Genomic DNA, 25,823 nt, shown 5'->3' on the forward strand with positions numbered 1-25,823 from the left:
GCATTACACCATGACGGATGCCGACGGCGACACCTCGCCGGCGACGCTCACCATCACCATCGCCGGCGCCGACGACACCGCATCCGTGGTGACCAGCGCGGCCGGCCAGGGCGCCGACAACACCGTCTATGAATCCGGCCTCAACCCGAACGGCTCCAACGCCGCCGCCAACACCGAGACCGACACCGGATCCTTCACCATCTCGGCCACCGACGGCATCCACGACATCGTCATCGGCGGCACCGCCTTCTCGTTCGCACAGGTCCAGGGCTTCAACGGCACCCAGACCGTCAACACCGGCGAAGGCATCCTGACGCTCACCGGCTATACCGGCGACGCCCACTCGGGCACCGTCAACTACAGCTACACCCTGTCGGCGACCATCGACAACGACAGCAAGGTGCCGACCGGCAACGACAGCGTCAACGCCACCGGCTTCAACGACAGCGTCGCCCTGACCGTCAACGGTGTCGGCGGAACCACCGCCAGCGACAATCTCGTCGTCCATGTCGTCGACGACGTGCCGACGATGCTGTCTCCAGAGAGGGCAGTTCTCGTCAACATCGCTGGCAGCACCGCCACATTCGACCTGGATGCGGATGCCAATATTGACAACAATGTTGGCGCCGACCAGCTTGGCTCGATAAACTTTTCCAACATCACGAACGGCCAGTTGGCCACCGGCATCATAAATGGGGCTTCGGTCAATCTGACATCGGGAGGTCAGCCTATCCAGTTGTTCCTTGTCGATCACGACCTCAACCCCGCCACCCCGCTGCAACTGCAAGGGTGGACAGGTGGTCTGGGCACCGGAACCGAGATCTTCCAGATAACGCTGCAACCCGACGGAAGCCTGGCCTCCAGTGCCGACCATTACCAGGTTCAAGTGTTCGCCGCGATTGGTGCCACGCAACAGACGCACATCGACAATTTTTCGGCGCTTGGCTCGAACACGCAGCAATTCAAGGTGCTGGACGTGGCTGGCACCACTCAGGACGTGCTGTTCTCCGGCTACGAACGCCAAGCGAATGGTACAAGCAACGCCGCATCGGGATCGTCGGTCTCGGCAAGTACGACTGGTATCGGCGTCGCCAACAACTCGATGAATGACGGCGACAATTTGCGTATTGACTTTGTAAATAGTGCGACTGCCTCATCCGGCAACAACAATTCATATGGTTACACGACGCATTACAACGTCAACAGTTTCCAGTTCGCCATCGTCCAGGTGAACGGCAGTCCTCCCGCAGATTCCATCGAAACCTGGGTGCGTATCTACAATGCGGGCGATGACCCCAACACCGCGAACGACTCCGCAGCGCTAGCGAACGACCCGCAGCTCAACACCATCACCGATATTAAGGTGAACGGCGTGAGTCTGAACCTTGCTTTGCTGACGACCGACGGGCTTGGCGGATACCTGATCAAAGGTCTCGACCTCAATGACACCGTCCTCGTGACAGCGTCCGGGACCGGCTATGACAGGATTGAAATCGAGAATGCCCGTTCCATCAACGGCGTGAACCCCAGCCTCGATGGCGAGGCATTCGATATTGGTGCATTTGCATTCGTCAGCACCGTCACAAATGTCCCCTCAGTCGAACTCAACTTCAACCTCGCATTGACGGACGCAGATGGCGATACTTCCACCAGTCCTCTGGTCGTCGACCTGCTTTCGTCAGGCAGCGCGACCACGGATCATTCAAGTTCCGGCTCTTTGGTGAATGAGACAGCCGGCGCGGGCGTGGACAATATCATCGGCTCGAATTTTGGGGATTCGCTTACCGGGAATGGCTCGGCGAATGTTCTGGCCGGCCTGGACGGTAACGACACCCTGAACGGTGCGGGCGGCAACGATTTGCTGATCGGCGGCTCAGGTAACGACATTCTAAACGGTAGCGATGGCAACGACACCCTCGTCGGCGGCGCCGGCGCGGACACGATGACCGGCGGCATCGGCAACGACATCTTTGTGATCGGCGCAGGGGATTCTACCCCGGCCATCGGCGGATCGGGCAACGCCGGCACGATCTCCGGCTATGACATCATCACCGACTTCGTCGCCGGCACCGACAAGCTGACCCTGCCGGGTGGGCTGGTGGCTGCGACCGCAGGCAACGTCAATGGCGGGGATTCCGCATTGACGATCGGCGGCGACACGGTTCAGTCCCACTCGGTCACGAACGGCATGGCCAGTTTCTTCGGCACCGACAGCTTTACCACACCATTGGCAGTCACGTCCGCCGCCAGCCTGGCGGCGGCTGTCCAGTATCTTAACGCTACGGACATCGGCAATGCGGGGGCAACGCTCGCTTTCGCGGCGACGATCTCGGGGATAAACCACACCTTCGTCTACACTCAGACAACTGCCGATGCCGGCGGCGGAACGCTGGTCGACCTGCAGAACGTCACGGTTACGGACCTGAACACCCTCATTGGAGGATCGATCGACCCCATCATTCTCGATCTGAACCACAATGGCTTTGCCTTTTCGGATGTAAGCCACGGTGTTCAGTTCGACATGAATGGCGATGGCACCAAGGAACAGATCGCCTGGAATACATCCCATGATGGCATGTTGGCGGTCGACCTCAATCATGACGGCAAGATCGACGATGGCACGGAGCTGTTCACGCCGAACTTCAACGGCGGCCACTTCGCCAGCGGCGCGGCCGCTCTGGCATCGCTCGACAGCAACCACGATAGCGTGATCGACCACAACGACACGGCGTTCAGCAGCCTGCTGATCTGGAACGACGCCAATGCCGACGGCATCAGCGACGCCGGGGAATTGTCGCACCTTGCAGACAACGGTATTGTCTCCATCAGCACGGCAGCGCACCCTGCTGTCGGCGAAATCGACGGGCAGACCGTGACCGGCAACGGCACTTTCCAGATGGCCGACGGCACGAGCGGCAACTATGTCGAGGTGGAACTTGATACTTCACTGGTTGCCCCGGCGCAGCAGTCGATGGCCCTCGCCGGCACCTCAGGCGCCGACACGTTCAAGATCGACAATCTGAACATCAAGGATCTGATCGCCGACTACCATGGCGCCGAGGGCGACAAGATCGACCTGACGGCTCTGTTTGATAAGGCACCGGCCGGCAATATCGCCGACTACGTGCATTACAATAGCGCGACCAGCACGGTGAGCGTCGACACCAGCGGCTCAGGCAACGCGGCAAACTTCGTGGATGTGGCTGTACTGCAGAACGCGCCAGCAGCCGGCACCATCAACATCCTCTATGACGACACAACACACACGCAGCAGCATGTCACGATTTAGCGCTTCTGCGTGCTCGTGCTCCCATGCTATGCATTAGCGGGACATGAAATGGCAATTTGGAGAGGGGCTTACATGAGAATTCGTTCAAGGTTGCTGATTTCGGCCACGGCGCTGTTCCTGGCTGGATCGACCGGCTTTGCCGCCGACATCATCGAGGGACCCGTGGCCGACTATTGTCGCACCGTTGGAACGTCCAATCTCGTGCTGACCGACAACACGGTCGACCTCACGAAACAGGTCGTGAAGCTGATGGACGAGTCGGTCGCCGTCGCCAACAGCCCGGAATGGATCCATTCATCCCGGCCGGTCTTCGTCTGGGCATCGGAAGCCAAGGTCGCCTGCGGCATGGCTTACGGCTACCTGAAGACCAACTATAAGGACGAAGACACGCTCAACAAGTGCGAGTGTTTTCACGATCGCATGGTCGAGTACATGAACTGACCGCAGCGAGAGCGCGCCAGCGGGTCCGATGATTGGCGATCGCGCATCGCTCGCCGTGATCGCCGGGGCGATTGCGCTGACCGGTTGGCTGATGCCGGCGGCGCCAGCCAGGGAATTCGAGCCGTCTTCCGTCGACCAGGCAACATCGGCCATCGCAACGCGGCGGACGCACTGCAGCGCCGCATCCCAGTGGTCGCGCGAGACCTATAAGGCGTTCGCGACCTGTCAGGCATCGATCTACGGTCTTCAACCGGCACTGGCGCATGCCGTGATCGAGATCGAAAGCGGCTTCGATCCTGACGCACGCGGGGGTGCTGGAGAAATCGGACTGATGCAAGTCATGCCGGCGACCGCGCGCATGCTCGGCTTTCGCGGTTCGCTCGAGAATCTCAGCGCGCCCGCGACCAATATCGCGTTTGGCGTCGAGTATCTGGCGCTCGCGAACAAGCTCGCCGGCGGCGATCTGTGCACGACCGTGATGAAATATCGCGCTGGCCACAACGAGACCCGGTTCTCGGCACTTTCCGTTCGCTATTGCGAGCGTGCGAGAGCCATACTGGCAAGGGACGGCCTGGAGGTAGCCGGGCCGTTGCCTGTGGCGACATTCGGGTTTTCCGCCCTTTCGCAGGAAGACATGCCGACAGGGGCAAAGCGTGTCTGTGTGCGCAGGTTTTTCGTGCCCGGCCCACGCTACATGAGATGTGCCGACTATCGAACCGTGGAGCAGGCCAGACGCATCAAAGCGCTCAGGGCCGAGCTGTTCCGTGACTGAGCACTTCGGTCGAATGGAGCCGCCATGATATATCGTGCGGACGAGATCGGGAAAGACATGTCGCCATGCGCGGCAGACAGGGTGGGAGCAGAAAATGGAATTTGACCGGCCGGTCCACGGCCCGCGGACATGGGTGGTCGCTTCCATGCTGGCTATGTCGTTGCTCGGCTGCCAATCGAAAGGCGCGGTGTCCGACGCGCTCGATCCCGCCGCCATCCAGGCCCCCAATCAGCCGGCTGCTGTTGTTGTTGTGGCAAACGCAAGCCAGGCGACGCAGTCCCTCGGCACGGGACCAACCAAAGTCGCCATGCTGCTGCCGCTGTCCGCTTCCGGATCCGCGGGCGAAAACGGCAGAAAGATGCTCGACGCCGCCAAGCTCGCGATGACTGATCTCGGCAACCCGCTGCTGACGCTTACCATCGAGGACACAAGGGGAGACGCGACCTACTCCCAGCAACTGGCGGTTAAAGCCATTACTTCGGGAGCGAAAGTGGTCATCGGTCCGACCGAACTGGCGGCGGCGCAGCATGTCGCAAAACTGTCGGGCTCAAACCGGCCGGTGGTTCTGGCTCTTGCGGACAATTTTGCCGGTGGCCCGGGCGTCTATGCGGTATGCCTCAGCGAGGCGGACAGCGCGGCCGCGGGAGCTGGCGCGATCGCGGCCAAGGGCGGCAAGAAGTTCGTTCTGCTGGTGCCGGCGGGCGCGAGTGCCGACATCATGGAGAAGCGGGTCGCCAACAGCCTCAGCGTGTATGGAGCCGCCCTTGCAATCACCATACCCTATACGAGCGCCGACAGCGCGGCAAAGGCGGTGACGGACATGGGCTCGCTGGTGGACGTTCCCGATGCCGTGATCGTTGCCAGCGGCGACAGCAATCCGTCGCCAATCCTGATCGCCCTGAAGGCAAAGGGCATTCCTGGAAAATCGACCTCCGTGATTGGCACGAACCGCTGGCTGGAGCACCCGACCAGTCCACTTTTCGAAGGCGCCTATATCGCGACGCTCGATCAACACGAAACAGGTCCGATCTCGGATCGTTTCAAGGCAACCTTCAACTACCAGGCCGACGTCAATGTCGCTTATGCCTATGACATGGTTGCCCTGACCGCGGGGATCGCGAGCGCTGCCGGACCTAACGGTTTCAACAGGCAGGTTTTCGAGAACCGAGGTGGATTTCGCGGATCGACCGGCTTGTTCAGGTTCCGCGCGGATGGATCCAGCGAACGCTCGATGCCGTTTTACCGGATTGAAAAGGGCGCGCTCAAACCGGTTGCCAAATCGACGTCCAGCTTCTAGCGAATTGGGCGCGGCGGCCTGATGGCACAAGTCGGACGCCTTCGCATGATGATCACGGTCGCAAGCCTCGAGCTTCTCGTCGGCATCCTGCTTCTGATCAGGGCAGCGACCCTGTTCCCTGTCGAACGGACCGTCACCAACCCGGCCCCGGAAGCCAGCGATGAAGTCGCGCAGCACCCGGTTCGATCGATCGTCAATTCGGCCCGCAAGATTGCCGAGGATCTCATCGCACCGCCGCAGATCGAGGGGACCGACATGGAGCGGGTGGAACCTCGCTTGCCCCTTGGCGACCTCGGCCTCGCCCCACAACCCAAGCCATCGATGCCCAAGGATTGGCTGGAAACACCGCTGTACCGTCCGGTGGCCACGTCGTCGGCCGGTTTCGACTCCATGGGGCGGAAATTGTTCATCAGCGGAACCCAAAGCGTTGCGATCGACAGGGTCTGCCTGTTTCACGAGAGTGCCTGGCCTTGCGGGCAGCGGGCGCGCGTGGCTTTCAACAACTGGATGCGCGGGCGGGCGCTGAGCTGTTTCGTGCCTCCGACGGTCGACCGCTTCCCTGTCGCGGCGACATGCAGGCTGGGCAAACAGGATGTCGGCGCCTGGCTCGTATCGAATGGCTGGGCGCTGGCCTTGCCGAGCGGCATCTATGGCAAGGCCGAAGCAGCAGCCCGGACGGCGGAGATGGGAATCTTCGGCCCCCCGTAGGCGGCAGCAACCGGATTCGCCACAAAGGGCCGCATCGTCTGTTCAGAAAGTGGCGATACGTCTCAAATTGTATTGTTCTTCGAGACCGAAATCGTAACTTGCCGGTCTTATGCTTGGCGTTCGAACGGAGATCGACGATGAGCAACGCAGCAGCTAATGTCCCGGCCCATCACGAATGGAAGAATGTCGCCTGGTTGGCTTTCCTTGGAACCATCGGCAGCCTGTGCGTCTCCCTGATCCTGAATTATCTGCTGTTGTTCAGCGAGACGCTGACGCCTTTCGAGCGCGGCATGATCACCGCAACGCTTTTGCCTTTGGTGATCTGCCTGCCGCTTTTTGTGTTCATAGGCCTGAAACTGGCCGAGATCCGTCGCTATAGGCGGGAACTCAACAGGGCCGCTACCTTCGATACACTGACCGGTTGCCTGAACGGCAAGGTTTTCACGTCGCTGATCGAGAGACGGGCAATCAGGTCTTCGCCACCTGGCGAGCGATCGGGCGCCTTCCTAGTCGTTCATCCTGAACATCTGAACGCCATCAATCTGCGCTTCGGCCTGAGCTGGGGCGACGAAGCCTTGCGCCTCATAGCCTCGACCATCCGCTCTTGCGTGCGCTCGCAAGACGTCGTCGGCCGCATAGGCGCGTCCATGTTCGGCGTCTTCCTTCCTGGAACGAGCGAGGCCGAAGCCAGGACGGTTGGCGAGCGTATCCGCGCCAGTGTCTCGCAGGTCTATTTTGCCCCTCAAGGCGCCGAGGAGATCCTGGCCGTCACCGTCGGAGGCGTAGTTTTCGAGCAGGACCTGGACTTCGAGGACATGTTCCGGCCGGCGGAAGAGAGCCTGTCGGGCAAAGGCGGTTTTGCACTGTCGCGCATTCAACCCGCTTCAGCCTGACGCCCTCCAAGACTTGTTCGGTTTTGCCGCGACTTTTGCGATAATCGGGAAAGTCGATTCCAGAATGCGTGGCTTACCGCCCGCGATCCCTTCGCTACGATCCTTGGCTGAGGGCGAACGCGCAGATCCCGCAGCGTCAGCTCGCCTCGCGCATCGCTTCGGCGGCCTGCAAGTCGACGGAGACCAACTGGCTGACGCCCTGCTCGGCCATGGTCACGCCGAACAGCCGGTCCATGCGGGCCATGGTGATGGGATTGTGGGTAATGATGACGAAACGTGTCTCGGTGGTGTTGGCCATCTCGTCCATGAGATTGCAAAAGCGCTCGACGTTATGATCGTCAAGCGGCGCATCGACTTCGTCGAGCACGCAGATCGGCGCCGGATTGGTCAGGAACACGGCAAAGATCAGCGACATCGCCGTCAGCGCCTGCTCGCCGCCCGACAGCAGCGTCATGGTCTGCGGCTTCTTGCCGGGCGGGCGGGCCAGGATCTCAAGTCCCGCCTCCAGCGGATCCTCCGATTCGATCAGTTGCAATTCTGCCGTGCCGCCACCGAACAGATGCGAGAACAACCGCTGGAAATGGCTGTTCACCACATCGAAGGCGGCCAGCAGCCGCTCGCGGCCTTCACGGTTGAGGCTCTGGATTGCTTGCCTGAGCTTGCGGATCGCTTCGATGATGTCCTCGCGCTCGGACACGATTGCCTCCAGGCGATCGGAAAGCTCCTTCTGCTCTTCCTCGGCGCGCAAATTGACGGCGCCGAGCCGTTCGCGCTCGATCTTCAACCGGTCGAGCTGGCGTTCGATCTCGGGCATCTCGGGCATCGGGTCGCCGGCTTCCAGGCCGGTGTGGCGGATGACCAGATGCGGCGGCGTGTTCAGCGTTTCCTGGATACGCGCCTCGACCTCCAGCCGGCGTTCGTCCGCCGCCGTCAGCCGTTCCTCGGCGCGGGCGCGGGTTTCGCGCGCTTCGGCCAGCGACTGGATGGCTGATGTGGCCGCCTTGTCCAGTTCGGCCTGCCTGTTCTCCGCTTCCTGCAGCCGGTCGGCGGCCGCCTTGCGCAAGGTCTCGGCCTCGGTGAGTTGCGACAGCAGCGCACGGCGCTTGACGTCGATCTCGTCGGGCGCATCGGCCAGCCGTTCGCGCTCGGCCTCGGCCTCGGCCTTGCGTTCGCCGAGCGAGGCGATCTGTGTCGAGGCGTTTTCGGCACGCACCAGCCAGTTGCTGCGCTCGGCGCCGATGGCGTCCAGCCGTCGCGTGCGGGCCTCGGCTTCGCGCCGCAACCCCTCATGGACGGCACGCGCGTCGGCAAGCGTGGCGCGGTCGCGAGAGACATTGGCCGAGGACTGTTCGAGCTGCAATTGCAGGTCGCCGAGATCCGGCGCGTCCTGCAGCAGCATCTCGGCCTCGACGAAAGCCGCCGATGTCTCCTCGTGGCTGTCGACGATGCGGGCGCGCGCTTCGTCCAGCGCGGCACGCCGGCTCGACAGTTCACCGCCGGCCTTTTCGGCCTCGGCCAACGCATTGCGGGCGGCGTCCAGCCGGTGCTGGGCTTCGCGTCCGGCCTGGCGTGTGGTTCGCTCCGCTTCGCTTGCCTGGCGCAGCGTCTGCTCGGCCTGTGCCAGCGTCTCCTCGGCCTGGCGCAGGACGAGCGTCGCCTGCACCGCTTCGGCATCGAGTTCGGCAAGCCGGTTCTTCTGCGCCAGTCTTTGTGCCGCGGCGGTCGGTGCATCGGCGCTGGCGGTCAGACCGTCCCAGCGCCACAACGCGCCCTCGCGGCTGACCAGGCGCTGGCCGGGAGCCAGAAGCCCCTGCAACCGGCGCCCGTCAGCGGCCTCGACGATGCCGATCTGCGCCAGGCGTCGGGCAAGTTGTGCCGGCGCGCGAACCACGCTGGCAAGGCTCTTGATCCCTTCCGGGAGCGCGGCGTCGCCGGGCTGGATTTCGCTTTCGCCCCAATGCGCCGGTGCGCTACGGTCGAGCGGCACGTCCAGGTCTTCGCCCAAGGCCGCGCCCAGGGCCGTCTCGAAGCCGCGCTCGACGCTGATCTGCTCCAGCACGGAAGGGAAGAGATCGCCGCTGGCCGCGTTCAGGATCTTGGCCAGCGTACGCGCTTCGGTCTCGATCCCGGCCAGTTCCGCCCTGGCGTCCTGAAGCGGGGGCCGAGCGGCACTTTCGGCGCCACGAGCGTCGATGACCGACTGCTCGGCCTGCGCCACCGAGGCCTCGGACTCTTCCAGCAATGCCATCGCCTGTTCGACCAGGATCCGTTTCTCGGCCGGATCGGGCAGGCCGGCCACCTTGGCGAGGATGTCCGATAACTCCCGATCGACATCGGCGAGCTGACGGGCGAAGCGATCGCGCCGCTCGGCGGTTTCGCGCAAAGTCCGTTCGATCTGATGGCGCGAGGCGGCGGCCTCGGCGCGCTCGGCGGTCAGCGCGGCGAGCTTGGCTTCGCTTTGCGCAAGCGTCGAGGCGGCCTGTTCGAATTCCGCGCGGGTAGTGGCCTCTCGCTCCGCGGCGCCGGCGTTTTCGGAGTTCAGCGCGGCCTCTTCCGCGCGCAGGCGCTCGAGTACGTCGGCATTGTCGCGCACCATCCGCTCTTCGCGGGCGATGTCACCGTCGAGTTGCTGCAACCGGCGCTCGAGTTCGGCCTGACGGGTGCGGATGCGGCCGGCTTCTTCCTCGATCTGCGACCTGGCGATCGACAGCCGCTGGAAGGCCGCGGCAGCCGCGGCTTCCGCGTCGCGCAGGTCGGGCAAGCGATGGGCGGAGATGCCCTGCTCCTTGGCCGCGTTCATCTGCGTGGCGGCGCGGTCGCCGACGAGCGCCGTGGCCGTCGCCAGTGCCGAACGCGCCTCGCCTTCCTGCGTCTTGGCCAACGTCCAGCGCAGATGCAAGAGCGTTGCTTCGGCCTTGCGAATGTCGGCCGACAGGTTCTTGAAGCGGGAAGCCTGGCGCGCCTGGCGCTTCAGGCTTTCGATCTGGCTTTCCAGTTCGCCGACGACATCGTCCAGGCGTTCGAGGTTCTGCTCGGCCGCCTTAAGCCGCAGCTCCGCCTCATGGCGGCGGGTGTGCAGGCCGGAAATGCCGGCCGCCTCTTCGAGCAGCGCGCGGCGCGCCTGCGGCTTGGCCTGGATCAGTTCGCCGATACGGCCCTGCCCGACCATCGAGGGCGAGCGCGCGCCGGTCGACTGATCGGCGAACAGAAGCTGCACGTCCTTGGCGCGCGCTTCCTTGCCGTTGATGCGGTAGAGCGAGCCGGCCTCGCGCTCGATACGGCGCGACACCTGCAGTTCGTCGGCATCGTTGAACGCTGATGGAGCCGAGCGGTCGCTGTTGTCGAGGAACAGCGTGACTTCGGCGGTGTTGCGGGCGGGGCGCGTGCCCGAGCCGGAAAAGATCACGTCGTCCATGCCGGACGCGCGCATGTTCTTGTAGGAGCTTTCGCCCATCACCCAGCGCAGCGCCTCGACGAGGTTCGACTTGCCGCACCCGTTCGGCCCGACAATGCCGGTCAGGCCGCGTTCGATGACGAACTCGCCAGGTTCGACGAAGGACTTGAAACCAAGGAGGCGGAGGCGCGAAAACTTCATTCACGCGCCTCATACACCGGTTCTGCAAAACTGTACCGAGGTTTTGCGACAGGGCGCATAGCGCGCGAACAGATAGAGAGGCAAGCAGCGCCGGAGCGCTGCCGCTTCGGCGCTGAGCTGATGTCAGAGCAGAGGGTCGATGATGGCCGACATTTCCTCAATCGACATCGCCCCTTTGTAGGTCTTACCGTTGATGAAGAAGGTCGGTGTCGAGTCGACCTTGAATTCATTGGCGCCACGCTTCTGGACCGATCTCACATCGTCCAGAAGTTTCTGGTCCGTCAAGCAGGCCTCGAAGGACTCCTGTGTAAAACCGGCAAGCTTGGAGATTTGCAGCAGCGCATCCTTTGTGTTGGACACGCCGACCCAGTTCGCCTGCTGCCTGAACAGGACATCGACCATCGGGAAATAGTTGTCCTTGGCGCAGCGCGCCAGCATGAAACCTGCTTCGGCGCTCGGATCGAACGGGAATTCGCGCAGGATGTAACGGGCCTTGCCGGTATCGATATACTTGGTCTTCAAATCCGGAAAGGTGGTCTCGGCGAAATGCGCGCAGTGCGGGCAGGTCATCGAGGCATATTCGACGATGGTGACCTTGGCGTCATCCTTGCCGAGCTGCTTGTCGGGCAGCGCACCCGGCTTCATCAGTTCGGTCATGTCGACGGTGCCCTGCGCTTCCGGCACCTGGACCGCGGCGGGCGTGGCCGGCTTTGCGGGCGCCGCAGGGTCCGCGGGCTTCACATCCGCAGCCTTGGCCTGTTCGCCGGAATCGCTGCAGGCGGCGAGCAGGGCCACCGCCGGGATGGCGGCCAGCGAAGTCAGGACGTTTCTGCGAGAGAAGCTTTGGCCAAACGGGGTACGGCTCATACGAATCACCTGATAAGGGTTTGGATTTTGCAATGCAATGGCACGAAAAAGCGAGAGTTGGCGCGAATTAAGGCATCCCTGTCCCCAATCCAATCGCGAAACCTGACGAGGGTGATCACGAATGCGAGAGATTAACGACAAACCTATGACCGTTGCCAGTTATAACTAGGCCTTCCTTGCGCCCAGAATGGTCGCACCCAGCCGTTCCAGCGAGGCGCGCAGCCCGTCATCCTCGATCAAGCCGACAGTATCGGCCAATTTCGCCTTTTCCGCCGCGCTCAGTGGCCTGAGGGCAGGTTTGGGCCGGGCTCTTCCCGAGCTTACCGGCTTCTGCACGATCCTGATCCGGCCTATCGCCCTGAAACCCAGGAAGGCGTTCACCCGGTTGATGATCTCGCCGGTCTCATGCTGCAGATGAAGCGCGGCCATGCCTTCGCAGGCGATGACCAGCACGGCCGGCTCGAACGGATCGTCTTCGTGCAGGCGGCGGGGCCACTGGATCTTTTCGGGCCGCGAGTGGATGGCCAGGCGCGGTCCGGCAATCTCTTCCCAGGACTGGACAAGACCGATCGATATGCCTGCCCGCTTGCGCAGCACCGGGTCGAGGATCTCGGTGGCGAGGTCGCTCACCGGAACGGGATTGCCGAAGGGCCTTTTCCCTGCCATGTGCGTTCTCCAGCCACGACCCAGCAGATACCGGCCAGGCCAACGCAAGATCAATGGCACCAGCAGACCAGACCCGCAAGGCCCTGACCAGCATGGCCATCTCAGACGATAGGGCGTCGCGCCTGCTCGCCTGGTACGACGCGCATCATCGCGAATTGCCGTGGCGCGTGACGCCGCGCGAGCATGCACGCGGTGTGCGGCCCGACCCCTACCGCATCTGGCTGTCCGAAGTGATGCTGCAGCAGACCACCGTCGAAGCGGTGAAATCCTATTTCCGCACCTTTGTCGAGAAATGGCCCGACGTCGAAGCGCTGGCAGCGGCGCCGACCGAGGATGTGATGAAAACCTGGGCGGGGCTCGGCTATTACTCCCGCGCCCGCAATCTCAAGGCCTGTGCCGATCTGGTGGCGGCACGCGGCGGCCGGTTTCCAGATACCGAAACCGAACTTCGAGAATTGCCGGGGATCGGCGCCTATACGTCGGCTGCCATCACGGCAATCGCCTTCGACCGTCCCGCGGCCGTTGTCGACGGCAATGTCGAACGCGTCATCTCAAGGCTGTTTTCGATCACGACGCCGCTGAGCGAAGCCAAGACCGAGATACGAGCCCATGTCGAGCGCATGGTGCCGGCGACAAGGCCCGGCGACTTCGCCCAGGCGATGATGGATCTCGGCGCGACGATCTGCACGCCGCGCCGGCCGCGCTGCATGCTGTGCCCGCTGCGCGAGGACTGCAGCGCCGTCATTGCAGGCGACCCCGAGAATTTCCCGGTGCGGCTGCCAAAAGCCGACAAACCGCTGCGGCGCGGCGCGGCTTTCGTGGCCACACGTGAGGACGGCGCCATTCTTTTGCGCAAGCGGCCGGAAAAGGGCCTGCTTGGCGGCATGACGGAAGTGCCTACCACCGCCTGGACGGCGCGGGCGGACGGAGCCACCACGCAAGCGGCGGCGCCTTTTCCCGGCAACTGGCTGCGCGCCGGAAAAATCACGCATGTCTTCACCCATTTCGCGCTCGAACTCGAAGTCTTTCGCGCTCCCATCAAAGGTGATGCACCGGCAGGGTATTTCTGGTCGCCGGCCCATGACATTTCAGGCGAGGCGCTGCCCACTGTCATGAAAAAGGCAATCGAGGCTGCGATACCCGGCGCGACGAAAAAGCCGTCGCCATTGAGTGCAAAGAGGCCCCATGACTGAAATCCGCCACATCGTTTTCGACATCGGCCGCGTGCTGATCCATTACGATCCGAACATTCCGTTCAGCCGCCTCATTCCCGATGTCGAAGAGCGAAAGTGGTTCTTTGACAATGTCTGCACGCATGACTGGAACATCGAACAGGATCGCGGGCGGACGTGGGAAGAGGCCGAAGCGCTGCTGATCGCGGAGCATCCCGAGCACGCCGAAAACATCCGCAATTTCCGCCGCCACTGGCACGAGATGGTTCCGCATGCCTATGACGACAGCGTCGCCATCATGCTCGGGCTGATCGACAGCGGCCACGATGTGACGATGCTGACCAACTTTGCCTCCGACACGCTGGCAGAAGCGCGTGAACGCTTCGATTTCCTCGATCGCCCGCGTGGCGTCACCATCTCGGGCGAGATCGGCAAGATCAAGCCGGACCGCGGCATTTACGACCATCACGTGGCTGCGTTCGGCCTCGAGCCGTCGGCGACGCTGTTCATCGACGACAGCCAGAAAAATGTCGACGGCGCCAAGGCCGCCGGCTGGCAAGCGGTGCTGTTCACCGATGCCAGTACGCTTCAGGCAGATCTTGAACGCTTTGGAATCAAGGCGTGATCTCTATCGCTTGCGGCGATCCGTTGAGAATTTGAATCAACGAATATGATGCAAGCGGCAGGGGGTCAGCCCCCTGCCCGTTCCATACCGAGGCGGGCGATGCGACGCAGTTCGTCGATCGGGGTCAATCCGCCGCTGCGCTCATAATGCCAGAAGGTCCAGCCGTTGCAGGCGTCCAGCCCCTGCACCTCGGCGCCGATCTTGTGGATCGAGCCGGCGCTGTCGCCGATCGCCACCGTGCCATCGGCGCGAACCTTGGCAGCCCAGCGCTTCTTGGCGTCGTAGAGCGTGGCGCCGGGCGTCATCAGCCCAGTGTCGATCAGGCTGACGAAGGCGACGCGCGGCTCGGCGCGTTTGCCGGTAAGCACGGTAAGATCCGCTTCGTCGAATGGCCGCACAGCATCGATGCGTTCATTGGCGGCGTCGATATAGGCCTGCTCGCGCTCGATGCCGACGAAGTGGCGTCCGAGGCGCTTGGCCACGGCACCCGTCGTACCGGAGCCGAAGAACGGGTCGAGCACGACGTCACCCGGCTTGGTCGAGGCCATCATGACACGGGCAAGCAGCGCCTCGGGCTTCTGCGTCGGATGCAGTTTGTCGCCATTGTCGTTCTTCAGGCGCTCGCCACCGGTGCAGATCGGGAACAGCCAGTCGGAGCGCATCTGGATATCGTCGTTCGACGCCTTCAGCGCTTCATAGTTGAAGGTATAGCCCTTGCCCTTCTGATCGCGGGAGGCCCAGATCATCGTCTCATGCGCGTTCTGGAAGCGGCGGCCGCGAAAATTCGGCATCGGATTGGTCTTGCGCCAGACCACGTCATTGAGGATCCAGAAGCCGAGATCCTGCATCTTGGCGCCAACCCGGAAGATGTTGTGGTAGGAGCCGATGACCCAGATCGTGCCGTTGGGCTTCAGCACGCGGCGCGCCGCCAGCAGCCAGGCGCGGGTGAAGGCGTCATAGGCCTCAAAACTCTCGAACTGGTCCCAGTCGTCGTCGACCGCGTTGACCTTGGACTGGTCGGGACGGTGCAGATCGCCGTCCAACTGCAGATTGTAGGGCGGATCGGCAAAGATGACGTCGATCGACTTTTCCGGCAGGCGGTCAAGGGCCGCGACGCAATCGCCTTTCAGGATGGTGTCCAGCCATTCGGACTGCTGGGGAGCGTGGGAGAGCTCGTCGAGAAGACGCACGGCTGACATTTTTACACCCAAGGCACGCGTTACTGTTTACTCCCCGTTATGGTTACCGATCAGCGTAAATATTCGGTGAAGGCGCGCGGATGGCCACCAGATTTGCGAAGGTCCGGCCGTTGGTGTATGCCGCGCCGCTTGAGCCCTGAGTGGCCATCCCTCCATCCTCCATCGTCCGGATCACCATGCCCCAGCCAGATCTTGTCATCTTCGATTGCGACGGCGTGCTCGTCGATTCCGAAATCATCGCCGCGCGGGTCGAGGCCGAATTGATCACCTTGGCCGGATATGAAATCTCGGCGGAGGAGATTGCCGAGACCTATGCGGGCCTGACCTTCAAGGACATCCTGATCCGGATCGAGGAGAAGTCCAAAATCCCGTTTCAGGTGTCGCTGATCGATCGCGCCGAGGAACTGGTCGACCGCAAACTGCGCAGCGACGTGCGTGCCATCGAGGGTGTGCGCGAAGCGGTCGCCTCGGTCACGGCGCAGCGCTGCATCTGCTCCAATTCACGTTCGGAGCGGATCGAGTTCATGCTGGAGAAGGTGCATCTGCTGCCATTCTTCGCCGGGCGCATCTTCTCGGCGATGGAGACGCCGACCGGAAAGACCAAGCCGGCTCCTGACGTGTTCCTGCATGCCGCCGAAAAGCTCGCCGCCAACCCGGCGAACACCTTCGTCATCGAGGATTCCGTGCACGGCGTCACCGGCGCCAAGGCCGCCGGCATGCGCGTGATCGGTTTTACGGGCGCCAGCCACAGCTATCCCGGCCATGCCGATGCCCTGACGGAGGCCGGTGCCGAAACGGTGATCCGCCGCTGGGCGGAGTTGAAAAGCGTGATCGCGGCGCTGTCGGAATGGTCGGAAGACGCTTAGGGCGGCTGCCGGAAACTCTGCTCGCGAAGATTTTCCAGCGCATCCGCTTAGCCGGTGTCGTTCCCGTGTCCGGCGGCTCGCGGTAGAAAGGTCCGAACTCAGAAAAACCCGGAGTGGCCATCGAAGTTTGGTGACGAGCCTACGCGCGCGTCGTCAGAGTCGAGAGTTGGTCAGTGTCATAGCGATTTCGCAGATCGGCGAGCGCTTTTGGATCCGGCGCCCCCCGCGCCGCGAGGCTGGCGAGCTCTTCGAAATAATGCTCATGGCCAGGCGGAGAAACGGTCATCAGCACGCGAGCCGGTTTCTCGCTGATATTGGTGATGTTGTGCGGCACCCCCGGCGGGATGAACAGAAAGGTTCCAGGCGTCGCGCGGATCGTCTCGTCGCCGAAATGCCATTCACACTCGCCGTCGAGCAGGTAGAAGGTCTCCTCCTGCACCCGGTGCACATGCCGCCCGGTGGCGAACTGCGGCGGGATCGTCCAATCGAACATGCTGGTGTGCCTGGTATTCTCGCCGGTTACGAGGAAAGCCATGGGATGACCACGCAGCATGACGCCTTTCTTCTCATCGGGCCTGCGGATGAAGGCATTGGCGCTCATATGACCCTCCTTTGGCTGGGCGCATGCTTTTAACAAGCATTTGGCCAAGATCGGCTGGTCGCGGCGGAAAGTCATGAATCCGTTCCCAAAAATTTGCTAAAAGACTCTGATGACCGTAAGGGGCGACCTCTACCAGTTCGGCCCGTTCCGCCTCGATCCGGAGGTGGGCATTCTTTTTTGCTGGGGTGAGCCGACCATACTTGGGCAACGCGCCGTCGCGCTGCTGCGCCTGCTGATCCAGAATGCGGGCGTTCCCGTATCCAAGGACGCGCTGATCGAGGCCGGCTGGGGCGGATTGGCGGTTGCCGATAACAATTTGACGGTTCAGATCGCAGCCTTGCGTCGCGTCCTGGCCGACACAGCGAATGTCGAGAGCTGGATCGAAACATTGCCGCGCCGCGGCTATCGCTATGTCGGCCCGGCTGTCACGATGAATGTTCCTGATACTTCGGCCGCCGTCCGTGCCGCGTCGGCACCGACTTTGCCTGAAAAGCCTTCCATCGCGGTCCTGCCGTTCTCCAACTTGACCGGCGATCCGCAGCAGGAATACTTTGCCGATGGAATGGTGGACGACATCATCACAGGCCTGGCACGCATCAAGTGGTTGTTCGTCATCGCCCGAAATTCGACCTTCACCTACAAGGGTCGCGTCGTGGACGTGAAGCAGGTCGGTCGCGAGCTTGGCGTTCGCTATGTCCTCGAAGGCAGTGTGCGCAAGGCCGGCGGTAATGTGCGCGTTACCGGGCAGATGATCGATGCATCGACCGGTGCTCATGTATGGGCCGAGCGCTACGACCGCAGCTCCGAAGACATCTTTGCGCTTCAAGACGAGATCGCGCTGTCGGCGGTGGGCGCAATTGCGCCCAGCGTGCGGAAAGCCGAAATCGAACGTGTCAGGCGGAAGCGGCCTGACAGTCTCGATGCCTACGATCTCGTGCTGCAAGCCCAGCCCGACGTCGATTCAGGCATGCCGAGGCAGGTGACCAGAGCGCTGCTGCTTCTTGACCGCGCTATCGCGCTCGAACCGACTTATGCGCTGGCACATGGCAATGCCTCGATGTGCCACCATTGCCTGTTTCTTCGCGCCGGGCTGCAGGAGATCCACCGTGCGTCTTCGATCCGGCACGCCCGGTCTGCCATTGTCCATGGCCAGGACGATGCGCTCGCGCTGACCTGGGCCGGCTTTTCCATCGGAATGGATGCGCACGATCGCGCCGCTGCATTCGCCGCATTGGAAGCCGCCCTCGCCATCAGCCCGTCATCGGCGCTGACCTACATTCTTGGCAGCGTCATCCTCGGATGGAGCGGCGAAGCTGAGCGCGCGATAGAATGGAGCGAGCAGGGTATGCGGCTTAGTCCGTTCGATTCGTGGACTTGGGCGGCATTTGACGCTCAAGCAATGAGCCATTTGCTGCGCGGTCGTTACGAAGAAGCTTGCCGTGCGGCCTACAAGTCCGTTCAAGCCAACCCGGCGCACAGTATCACTTATGTGCAACTGGCCGCCGCGCTGGCCAACCTGGACCGGTTGGATGAAGCGAAGGTGGCCGCCACTCGCGTGCTCGAGCTTCAGCCTGGCTTTCGCTACAGCCGCCAGTTCGCAGGCGTGAACTGCGCGCCGGCACTCGCGGAGGCTCTCGCAAGCGCACTACGGCGCGCAGGACTGCCCGAGTAACTCGACGGGCTGCGTGGGGTTCGCCAGCGACGCGGCCGTTGTCCCCTGCATGTGACGATGCGCCTCGGCAAACTTGCCGCGAGCGCCTGGGCTTCGTTCAGTTCGTTGCCGTGGCTTTCTTCCTCTTGCGCTTCGGCTTGTCGGTCGTTGCCTTGGGCGCGGTTTCATCATAGCCGGCATAAGCCTGATAGTCCGCGGCCGTCGGCGCCGGTACGACGACATTGGAATCGGTGAAGACAAACTGGGTGGCGACCGAGGGATCGGTCACCTGAACCTGATACTGGTGGATCTGCGAATAAAGTACGTCGGTGCCATGCATGACCGCCGTGCGGATCGGCATGGTGATGGTGCCCGGCGTGAACTTCGGTCCGGGTACGATCTTGCCGGCGACCGCGATTTTCATCGTCAGTTGCCCGTCGGCACGGCTGCAATCGCGGGTCACGTCGCTGATCGACGCCTGATAAATGATCCTCGCCGAATCGTCGGGCGGCGTAGCAGCAGCGGCATCGGCCGCGGCCTGGGCCGCGGCATCCGCAGCCGCGTCGCCGGTCTTCTTGAGCTTCGGCTTGGGCTTCTGGACCTCGTTGACATAGGTATTGAAGAACGCCGTGCCATCGCGCACCGTCACCCTCGGGCAATAGGCGTTCAGTTGGCTGGCCAGCACCTTGGGATCCTGTGGCGGCGGAGGCGCCGTCGGGTCCTTCTTGCCGAAACCGAGGTTCAGGATGCCATTGTCGCCTGATTGGCAGCCGGCGGCGGCAAGCATAAAGCCCGTGAGCGCAAGACCCGCCAAAAAGCGACTACTTGATATACGAAACGCCATGAAACTGCACTTCCCTCTCGCAAAGCTGGTGACGTATATCAACCGCGCGGCAAAAATGCGACTAGAGCCGGTGCAGAAATTAACCACCTTGTGGTGAACGGAAAAACCAGGCGGCAAACGGATCTGTGACATGCATTATGTGAGTACCCGCGGGGAAGCGCCCGCGCTTGGATTTTCCGACGCCATCCTGGCTGGGCTGGCGCGCGATGGCGGGCTCTATGTGCCGCGCGAATGGCCGCGCTTCTCGGCAGCCGACATCCGCGCCATGCGCGGCCTTGCCTATCCCGACCTCGCCATCCGCGTGTTGACGCCATTTCTGGGCGGCGAGATCGCCGCGGCGGTCTTCGAGCGCCTCGTCCGCGAAGCCTATGCCACCTTCCGCCATGGGGCTGTCTGCCCATTGGTGCAGACCGGCGCCAACACTTTTGTCCTCGAACTCTTTCATGGGCCGACACTGGCGTTCAAGGACGTGGCGATGCAGTTGCTTGCCCGGTTGATGGACCATGTGCTTGCCGAACGCGGCCAGCATGCGACCATCGTCGGCGCCACGTCGGGCGATACCGGCGGCGCGGCCATCGATGCCTTCGCCGGGCGCAGCCGCACCGACATCTTCATCCTTTTTCCGCATGGCCGCGTCTCGCCGGTGCAGCAGCGGCAGATGACAACGTCGACGGCTGAAAATGTCCATGCGCTGGCGATCGAGGGCAATTTCGACGATTGTCAGGGCCTGCTGAAGGATATGTTCAACGATCACGGCTTCCGCGACCGGGTGTCGCTGTCGGGGGTCAATTCGATCAACTGGGCGCGCATCATGGCCCAGATCGTCTATTATTTCTCCTCGGCGCTGTCGCTCGGCGCGCCGGACAGGCCGGTGTCGTTCACGGTGCCGACCGGCAATTTCGGCGATATCTTCGCCGGCTACGCCGCCAAGAAGATGGGCCTGCCGATCGAACGGCTGGTCATCGCCACCAACGACAACGACATATTGGCACGCACCTTCGCGACCGGCGAATACCGGACCAAGGGAGTCTTTGCGACCACTTCGCCGTCGATGGACATCCAGGTTTCGTCGAATTTCGAACGCCTGCTGTTCGAGGCGTCGAACCGCGACGCGGCGACCGTTCGACGCTACATGGCAGGCCTCAAACAGTCGGGCGCCTTCACCATCGAAGCCGCGGAAATCGCTGGGATGCGGTCCGAATTCGATGCCGGCCGCGCTGACATGGACGAGGTCGCCGCCACCATTCGCTCGACGCTGGCAAACAGCAACTACCTGCTCGATCCGCATACGGCGGCAGCCATGCACGTGGCGGCGGACAAGGCTGGCGCGGTGCCGATGGTGGTGCTGGGCACCGCCCATCCGGCGAAATTCCCGGCCGCCGTCGAGGCCGCCAGCGGCGTCTCGCCCGCCCTGCCCGCATGGCTAGGGGGATTGATGACATTTGAGGAAAAATACACGGTACTTCCATCCGACCTCAAAATGGTGGAAGATTACGTCAGCCGCCGCGCGCGGGCGGCGCGTTAAGGAGTACGAGCCATATGGGTGTTGAGGTAAGCCGTCTGTCGAACGGCCTGACAGTCGCCACCGAAACCCTTCCAAGTATCGAATCGGTTGCATTGGGTGCCTGGGTCAAATCGGGTGCCCGCAATGAACGCGAAGAAGAGCATGGCATGGCCCATCTGCTCGAGCACATGGCGTTCAAGGGGACGAAGCGGCGGAGCGCCTTCGAGATCGCCTCGGAAATCGAGGACGTCGGCGGCGAGATCAATGCCGCCACCAGCGTCGAGACCACATCCTACTACGCCAGGGTGCTCTCCGACGATGTGCCGCTGGCCGTCGACATCCTGTCCGACATCCTGCAGGAGTCCGAATTCGACCCGCAGGAACTCGAGCGCGAGCAGCATGTCATCCTGCAGGAGATCGGCGCCGCGCACGACACGCCAGACGACATCGTCTTTGACCGTTTCACCGAGACGGCCTTCCGCCACCAGACCATTGGCCGCTCGATCCTGGGCACGCCCGAAACCGTAAAATCCTTCACTTCCAAGCAGTTGCACGATTTCATCGAACGCCAGTATGGCGCCGAGCGGATGGTGATCGTGGCCGCGGGCGACATCAAGCACGACAAGTTCGTGCGCGAGGTCGAAAACCGGCTCGGCGGTTTCCGCAGCAAAGCCGACAGCACCATTCCGCAATACGCGCAATATGTGGGCGGGGATTTCCGCGAGGACCGCGACCTGATGGACGCGCAGATCGTGCTGGGCTTCGAGGGCCGCGCCTACCATGTGCGCGATTTCTACGCATCGCAGGTATTGTCGATGATTCTCGGCGGCGGCATGTCGTCGCGTCTGTTCCAGGAAGTTCGCGAGAAACGCGGTCTCTGCTACTCGGTCTATGCCTTTCACTGGGGCTTTTCCGACACGGGCATATTCGGCGTCCATGCCGCCACGGGGCAAAGCGACATCGCCAAACTGGTGCCCGTCATCGTCGACGAGTTGCAGAAGGTCGGCGACAGCATCCTGCAGGAAGAGCTCGACCGTGCACGCGCGCAGTATCGCGCCGGGCTGATCATGTCCGCCGAAAGCCCGGCCAGCCGCGCCTCGCAGATCGCGCGGCAACTGCTCCTTTTCGGCAGGCCGATCGCAAAGGAAGAGCTGATGGAGCGGCTAGCGGCGCTGACGGTCGAGCGCCTGACCGATCTGTCGTCGCGGATGTTCTCGACCAAGCCGACGCTTACCGCTGTCGGGCCCGTGGGTACGCTGGCGCCATACGAGGCGATCCTTGATTCGCTTCCGGGCACGCAGACCACGGCCCGCAGGCTCGCCGTCTAAGTCCCCAGCGCCGTGTTCGCGCTCCCTTTCTTTCGCCGTGACCTGCCGGCACTGAAGGGCAACCTGGTCACGCTGCGCGTGCCGTTCACCAACGACTACCGCGAGTGGTCGACGGTGCGCGGCGAAAGCCGGGCGTTCCTGGAGCCATGGGAACCGCGCTGGACCCCGGACGAACTCGATCGCACGGCATGGCGCCTGCGCATCAGCCGCTATCGCGAGGACTATGCGCAGGGAACCGCGATCGCTTTCTTCATCTTCGAGAAGTCGAGCGGCAAGCTCGCGGGCGGCATCACGCTCGGCAACATACGCCACGGCGTCTCGCAAAGTGGCCATGTCGGCTACTGGATCGGCGAGCGGTTCGGCGGCCGCGGCCTGATGACCGATGCGGTCAAGGTGGTGGCCCGCTTCGCCTTCGATACGCTGAGGTTGCACCGGATCGAAGCCGCCTGTATTCCCGACAATATCAGGTCGATCCGCGTGCTTGAAAAAGCCGGATTCCGGCGCGAAGGACTTCTGCGATCCTATCTCAGGATCAACGGCGTCTGGCAGGACCACTACCTCTACGCCCGGATCGCCGACGATCCGCCGGGCGCTGGAACGAAGGACTGATTTTGACGAATTTCCTGCGAAACGGGCCGCTGATCGCCGTTCTGCTGGCGACGATGCTGACGCTGTGCGCCGCTTCATCGGCCTTTGCCGTCGAACCCATCAAGATTGCGCGCGACGATGTCGCGCTCGACCTTTCGCGCGCTGTCGAGATCTACCGCAACCAGGGTGAGAACTTCCAGGTGTCGACCGCGCCCGGGCCGGACGGCATCGTGCGGCGCATCGAGGTCGAGGCCAACGATGCCCGCTCGACCGGTGACTGGGCGGTTTTCGCGCTCGCCAACACCACCGACCAGCAGCTCGATAGGCTGATCGTCGCGCCGCATTTCCGGCTGGTCAATTCCGGCATCTTCTGGCCGGATCTGGGCTCGACGCGCATCGCGGCCATCACGCCCAGCGAAGGCTTCGCGCTCGACCGCCAGACCAGCCCCGACGCCGACGTGTTCCGGGTGACGCTGAACCCCGGCACGGTGATCACCTTCATCGCTGAGCTTGCCTCGCCGAAGCTGCCGCAGGTCTACCTCTGGGATCCGGAATCCTACAAGGACTCGGTCAATTCCTACACGCTGTTTCGTGGCATCGTCATCGGCATCGCAGGCCTTCTGGCGCTGTTCCTGACCATATTGTTCGTCGTCAAGGGCACGTCGATGTTCCCGGCGACGGCGGCCCTTGCCTGGGCGGTGCTTGCCTATATCTGCGTTGATTTCGGCTTCCTCAACAAGGTCATCGAGATTTCGCCCGGCAACGAGCAAATGTGGCGGGCCGGAACGGAGGTGGCGCTGGCGGCGACCTTCGTGGTCTTCCTGTTCGCTTATCTCAACCTCAACCGATGGCATGGCCATTTCAGCTATGGCGCCCTGGTCTGGATTCTGGGCCTGCTGCTGATCGCCGGCGTCGCCATCGTCGATCCGGCGGTTGCCGCCGGCATCGCCCGCATCTCGTTTGCCGCCACGGCGCTGACCGGGCTCGGCCTGATCATCTTCCTCGGTATTCGTGGTTATGACCGAGCGATCATGCTGGTGCCCAGTTGGGTCATGGTGCTGTTATGGCTATGCGGATCGTGGATGGCGATCACCGGCATGCTCGACAACGACATCGCCCAGCCGGCGCTCGGCGGTGGGCTGATCCTGATCATCCTGCTGATCGGCTTCACCGTCATGCAGCACGCCTTTGCAGGCGGTGCGCTGCATCAGGGGCTGTTCTCCGATCTCGAGCGACAGGCGCTGGCCGTCGCCGGGTCGGGCGATACGGTGTGGGACTGGGACGTGCTGCGCGACCGCGTGGTGACCAAACCCGATGTCAGCATCCAGCTCGGCCTTGCCCCCAACAGCCTGGGCGGTGCCGCGCGCAACTGGCTGCCGGTGCTGCATGCCGATGACCGCGACACGTTCCGCACGACGCTCGACGTCGTTCTGGAGCATCGCCGCGGCAAGGTGGCGCAGAATTTCCGCCTGCGCGGCGCCGACGGGCACTATCACTGGTTTGCCCTGCGCGCGCGCCCGGTGATCGGGTCGGACGGCGAGGTGATCCGCTGCGTCGGCACCATGGTCGACGTAACCGAACAAAAGAAATCCGAGGAGCGGCTGCTGCACGACGCCGTGCACGACAATCTGACCGGCCTGCCGAACCGCGAATTGTTCATGAACCGGCTGGAGGCGATCATCTCGATCGCCCGCACCGAAGAGAAGGTGCGGCCGACCGTCTTCGTGATCGACATCGACCGCTTCAAGCAGGTCAATGATGGGCTCGGCATCTCGGCCGGCGACACCATCCTGCTCACCATAGCGCGGCGCCTGCACCGGCTGTTGAAGCCGAAGGATTCGCTATCGCGCTTCGCCGGCGACCAGTTCGCGCTGATGCTGCTGTCCGAGCAGGATCCCGCCCGCATCGCCGGCGTGGCCGATGCGATCAAGCATGCGATCAACAATCCGATCACCTTTGCCAAGCGCGAGATCGTGCTGACCGCCTCGATCGGCCTGATCACCTGGACCTCGGCGCAGACCTCGGCCGAGGACATGGTCAAGGATGCGGAGCTCGCCATGCATCAGGCCAAGCGTTTCGGCGGCGACAGGATCGAGCCGTTCCGGCCGGCTTTCCGCACAGTCGGCACCGACCGTCTGCAGTTCGAATCCGACCTGCGTCGCGCCATCGAACGGCGCGAATTCACGCTGGCCTATCAGCCGATCGTGCGCCTGGAAGACGGCAGCGTCGCCGGCTTCGAAGCGTTGCTGCGCTGGGACCATCCACGCCGCGGCATGATCCCGCCGGCCGATTTCATCCCGGTCGCCGAAAGCTGCGGGCTGATCGTGCAGCTTGGGCTGTTTGCCATGCAGCAGGCAGCCGAGGATCTCGCAGGATGGCAAAAGCAGATCGGCGACGCGCCGCTGTCGGTCTCGGTCAACCTGTCCAGCCGCCAGCTCATCCGCCGCGACCTCGTCAGCGATGTGCGTTCCGTGATCGCGCGCGCCAATTTGAAGCCGCGCTGCTTCCGGCTCGAACTCACCGAATCCCTGGTCATGGACAATCCCGAGCAGACGGCCCACGTACTGACCAAGCTGAAGCAGCTCGGCATCGGCCTGTCGCTGGACGATTTCGGCACCGGCTATTCATCGCTCGCCTATCTGACGCGGTTCCCGTTCGACACCATCAAGATCGACAAGAGCTTCGTCGACGACAGCACGCCAAAACGCGCGGTGCTGCTCAAATCCATGGTCAACATGGCGCATGAGCTCGGCCTGTCGGTGGTCGCCGAAGGCATATCAGACGAGCGCGATGCGTTGGAGCTGCGTCAGATGGGCTGCGAATATGTGCAGAGCTTCATGTTCGGCGCGCCGATGCCGGGCGACCAGGTGCTGAAGACACTGAAGGAGCAGTATCCGCTGACCCAGGCCTGAGAGAA

20 protein-coding genes are annotated in these 25,823 nt (G+C 62.9%); 14 read left to right on the forward strand and 6 right to left on the reverse strand.

Features of this window, described 5'->3' with window-relative positions:
- Positions 1–10: 10 nt before the first annotated feature.
- The 6 genes from FJ492_RS19085 to FJ492_RS19110 all read left to right on the forward strand — a co-directional run bounded on the left by FJ492_RS19085 (position 11) and on the right by FJ492_RS19110 (position 7,400).
- Positions 11–3,289 (forward strand): calcium-binding protein, encoded by a 3,279-nt coding sequence (locus FJ492_RS19085; RefSeq protein ID WP_210241544.1) that lies wholly within the window; start codon positions 11–13, stop codon positions 3,287–3,289.
- A gap of 72 nt (positions 3,290–3,361) precedes the next feature.
- Positions 3,362–3,730, forward strand: a complete 369-nt coding sequence (locus FJ492_RS19090) for a hypothetical protein (RefSeq protein ID WP_140771554.1) — start codon at positions 3,362–3,364, stop codon at positions 3,728–3,730.
- A gap of 28 nt (positions 3,731–3,758) precedes the next feature.
- Positions 3,759–4,502 (forward strand): transglycosylase SLT domain-containing protein, encoded by a 744-nt coding sequence (locus FJ492_RS19095; protein ID WP_140771556.1) that lies wholly within the window; start codon positions 3,759–3,761, stop codon positions 4,500–4,502.
- A 94-nt stretch (positions 4,503–4,596) separates the two neighbouring features.
- Positions 4,597–5,799: an ABC transporter substrate-binding protein gene (locus FJ492_RS19100; RefSeq protein WP_140771558.1), complete on the forward strand. Its 1,203-nt coding sequence runs from the start codon at positions 4,597–4,599 to the stop codon at positions 5,797–5,799.
- Positions 5,800–5,844: 45 nt separating this feature from the next.
- Positions 5,845–6,507 (forward strand): thermonuclease family protein, encoded by a 663-nt coding sequence (locus tag FJ492_RS19105; RefSeq protein WP_140771560.1) that lies wholly within the window; start codon positions 5,845–5,847, stop codon positions 6,505–6,507.
- A gap of 137 nt (positions 6,508–6,644) precedes the next feature.
- Positions 6,645–7,400 carry a GGDEF domain-containing protein gene (locus FJ492_RS19110; protein ID WP_140771562.1) on the forward strand — a complete coding sequence of 252 codons (756 nt, stop codon included), beginning with the start codon at positions 6,645–6,647 and terminating at the stop codon, positions 7,398–7,400.
- Positions 7,401–7,536: 136 nt separating this feature from the next.
- On the opposite strand, the gene smc is transcribed toward FJ492_RS19110, so the two are convergent.
- The 3 genes from smc to FJ492_RS19125 all read right to left on the reverse strand — a co-directional run bounded on the left by smc (position 7,537) and on the right by FJ492_RS19125 (position 12,528).
- Complete coding sequence (gene smc, locus FJ492_RS19115) at positions 7,537–10,995, reverse strand: chromosome segregation protein SMC (protein ID WP_140771564.1); 3,459 nt, start codon at positions 10,993–10,995, stop codon at positions 7,537–7,539.
- Between the two features lie 123 nt (positions 10,996–11,118).
- Positions 11,119–11,862, reverse strand: a complete 744-nt coding sequence (locus FJ492_RS19120) for a DsbA family protein (RefSeq protein WP_140507764.1) — start codon at positions 11,860–11,862, stop codon at positions 11,119–11,121.
- Between the two features lie 165 nt (positions 11,863–12,027).
- Complete coding sequence (locus FJ492_RS19125) at positions 12,028–12,528, reverse strand: DUF721 domain-containing protein (RefSeq protein ID WP_027142382.1); 501 nt, start codon at positions 12,526–12,528, stop codon at positions 12,028–12,030.
- A gap of 53 nt (positions 12,529–12,581) precedes the next feature.
- Between FJ492_RS19125 and mutY the strand changes: the two genes are divergently transcribed.
- Entirely contained in the window at positions 12,582–13,721 is a 1,140-nt protein-coding gene (gene mutY, locus FJ492_RS19130) for an A/G-specific adenine glycosylase (RefSeq protein WP_140771566.1), read from the forward strand.
- Positions 13,714–14,325: an HAD family phosphatase gene (locus FJ492_RS19135; RefSeq protein WP_140507767.1), complete on the forward strand. Its 612-nt coding sequence runs from the start codon at positions 13,714–13,716 to the stop codon at positions 14,323–14,325. The genes mutY and FJ492_RS19135 overlap by 8 nt, the downstream gene beginning before the upstream one ends.
- A 65-nt stretch (positions 14,326–14,390) precedes the next feature.
- Here FJ492_RS19135 and FJ492_RS19140 read toward each other — a convergent pair whose 3' ends face one another.
- Entirely contained in the window at positions 14,391–15,524 is a 1,134-nt protein-coding gene (locus tag FJ492_RS19140; protein ID WP_140771568.1) for a site-specific DNA-methyltransferase, read from the reverse strand.
- A gap of 176 nt (positions 15,525–15,700) precedes the next feature.
- Here FJ492_RS19140 and FJ492_RS19145 point away from each other — a divergent pair, with 176 nt between their 5' ends.
- Positions 15,701–16,390 (forward strand): HAD family phosphatase, encoded by a 690-nt coding sequence (locus tag FJ492_RS19145; RefSeq protein WP_027142378.1) that lies wholly within the window; start codon positions 15,701–15,703, stop codon positions 16,388–16,390.
- Between the two features lie 139 nt (positions 16,391–16,529).
- Here the strand turns inward: FJ492_RS19145 and FJ492_RS19150 are convergent, their stop codons facing one another.
- Positions 16,530–16,991, reverse strand: a complete 462-nt coding sequence (locus FJ492_RS19150) for a cupin domain-containing protein (RefSeq protein ID WP_140507770.1) — start codon at positions 16,989–16,991, stop codon at positions 16,530–16,532.
- 109 nt (positions 16,992–17,100) lie between these two features.
- Between FJ492_RS19150 and FJ492_RS19155 the strand changes: the two genes are divergently transcribed.
- A complete protein-coding gene (locus FJ492_RS19155; RefSeq protein ID WP_140771570.1) occupies positions 17,101–18,663 on the forward strand; it encodes a winged helix-turn-helix domain-containing tetratricopeptide repeat protein in 1,563 nt (520 codons plus the stop codon).
- A 97-nt stretch (positions 18,664–18,760) separates the two neighbouring features.
- On the opposite strand, the gene FJ492_RS19160 is transcribed toward FJ492_RS19155, so the two are convergent.
- On the reverse strand, positions 18,761–19,486 hold the full coding sequence (locus tag FJ492_RS19160) for a hypothetical protein (protein WP_140745661.1): 726 nt from the start codon (positions 19,484–19,486) through the stop codon (positions 18,761–18,763).
- A 130-nt stretch (positions 19,487–19,616) separates the two neighbouring features.
- Between FJ492_RS19160 and thrC the strand changes: the two genes are divergently transcribed.
- Genes thrC through FJ492_RS19180 form a run of 4 tightly spaced genes read left to right on the forward strand, consistent with a single transcriptional unit; the run spans position 19,617 to position 25,818 of the window.
- Positions 19,617–21,011: a threonine synthase gene (gene thrC, locus FJ492_RS19165; protein ID WP_140771572.1), complete on the forward strand. Its 1,395-nt coding sequence runs from the start codon at positions 19,617–19,619 to the stop codon at positions 21,009–21,011.
- A 14-nt stretch (positions 21,012–21,025) separates the two neighbouring features.
- Positions 21,026–22,318, forward strand: coding sequence for a pitrilysin family protein (locus tag FJ492_RS19170; protein WP_140507776.1), 1,293 nt, complete (start codon positions 21,026–21,028; stop codon positions 22,316–22,318).
- Between the two features lie 12 nt (positions 22,319–22,330).
- Positions 22,331–22,927, forward strand: a complete 597-nt coding sequence (locus FJ492_RS19175) for a GNAT family protein (protein ID WP_140716825.1) — start codon at positions 22,331–22,333, stop codon at positions 22,925–22,927.
- A 2-nt stretch (positions 22,928–22,929) separates the two neighbouring features.
- Positions 22,930–25,818, forward strand: a complete 2,889-nt coding sequence (locus FJ492_RS19180) for an EAL domain-containing protein (protein WP_140507778.1) — start codon at positions 22,930–22,932, stop codon at positions 25,816–25,818.
- Positions 25,819–25,823 lie beyond the last annotated feature (5 nt).

Source organism: Mesorhizobium sp. B2-5-4, assembly GCF_006441095.1.
Lineage (GTDB): Bacteria > Pseudomonadota > Alphaproteobacteria > Rhizobiales > Rhizobiaceae > Mesorhizobium > Mesorhizobium salmacidum.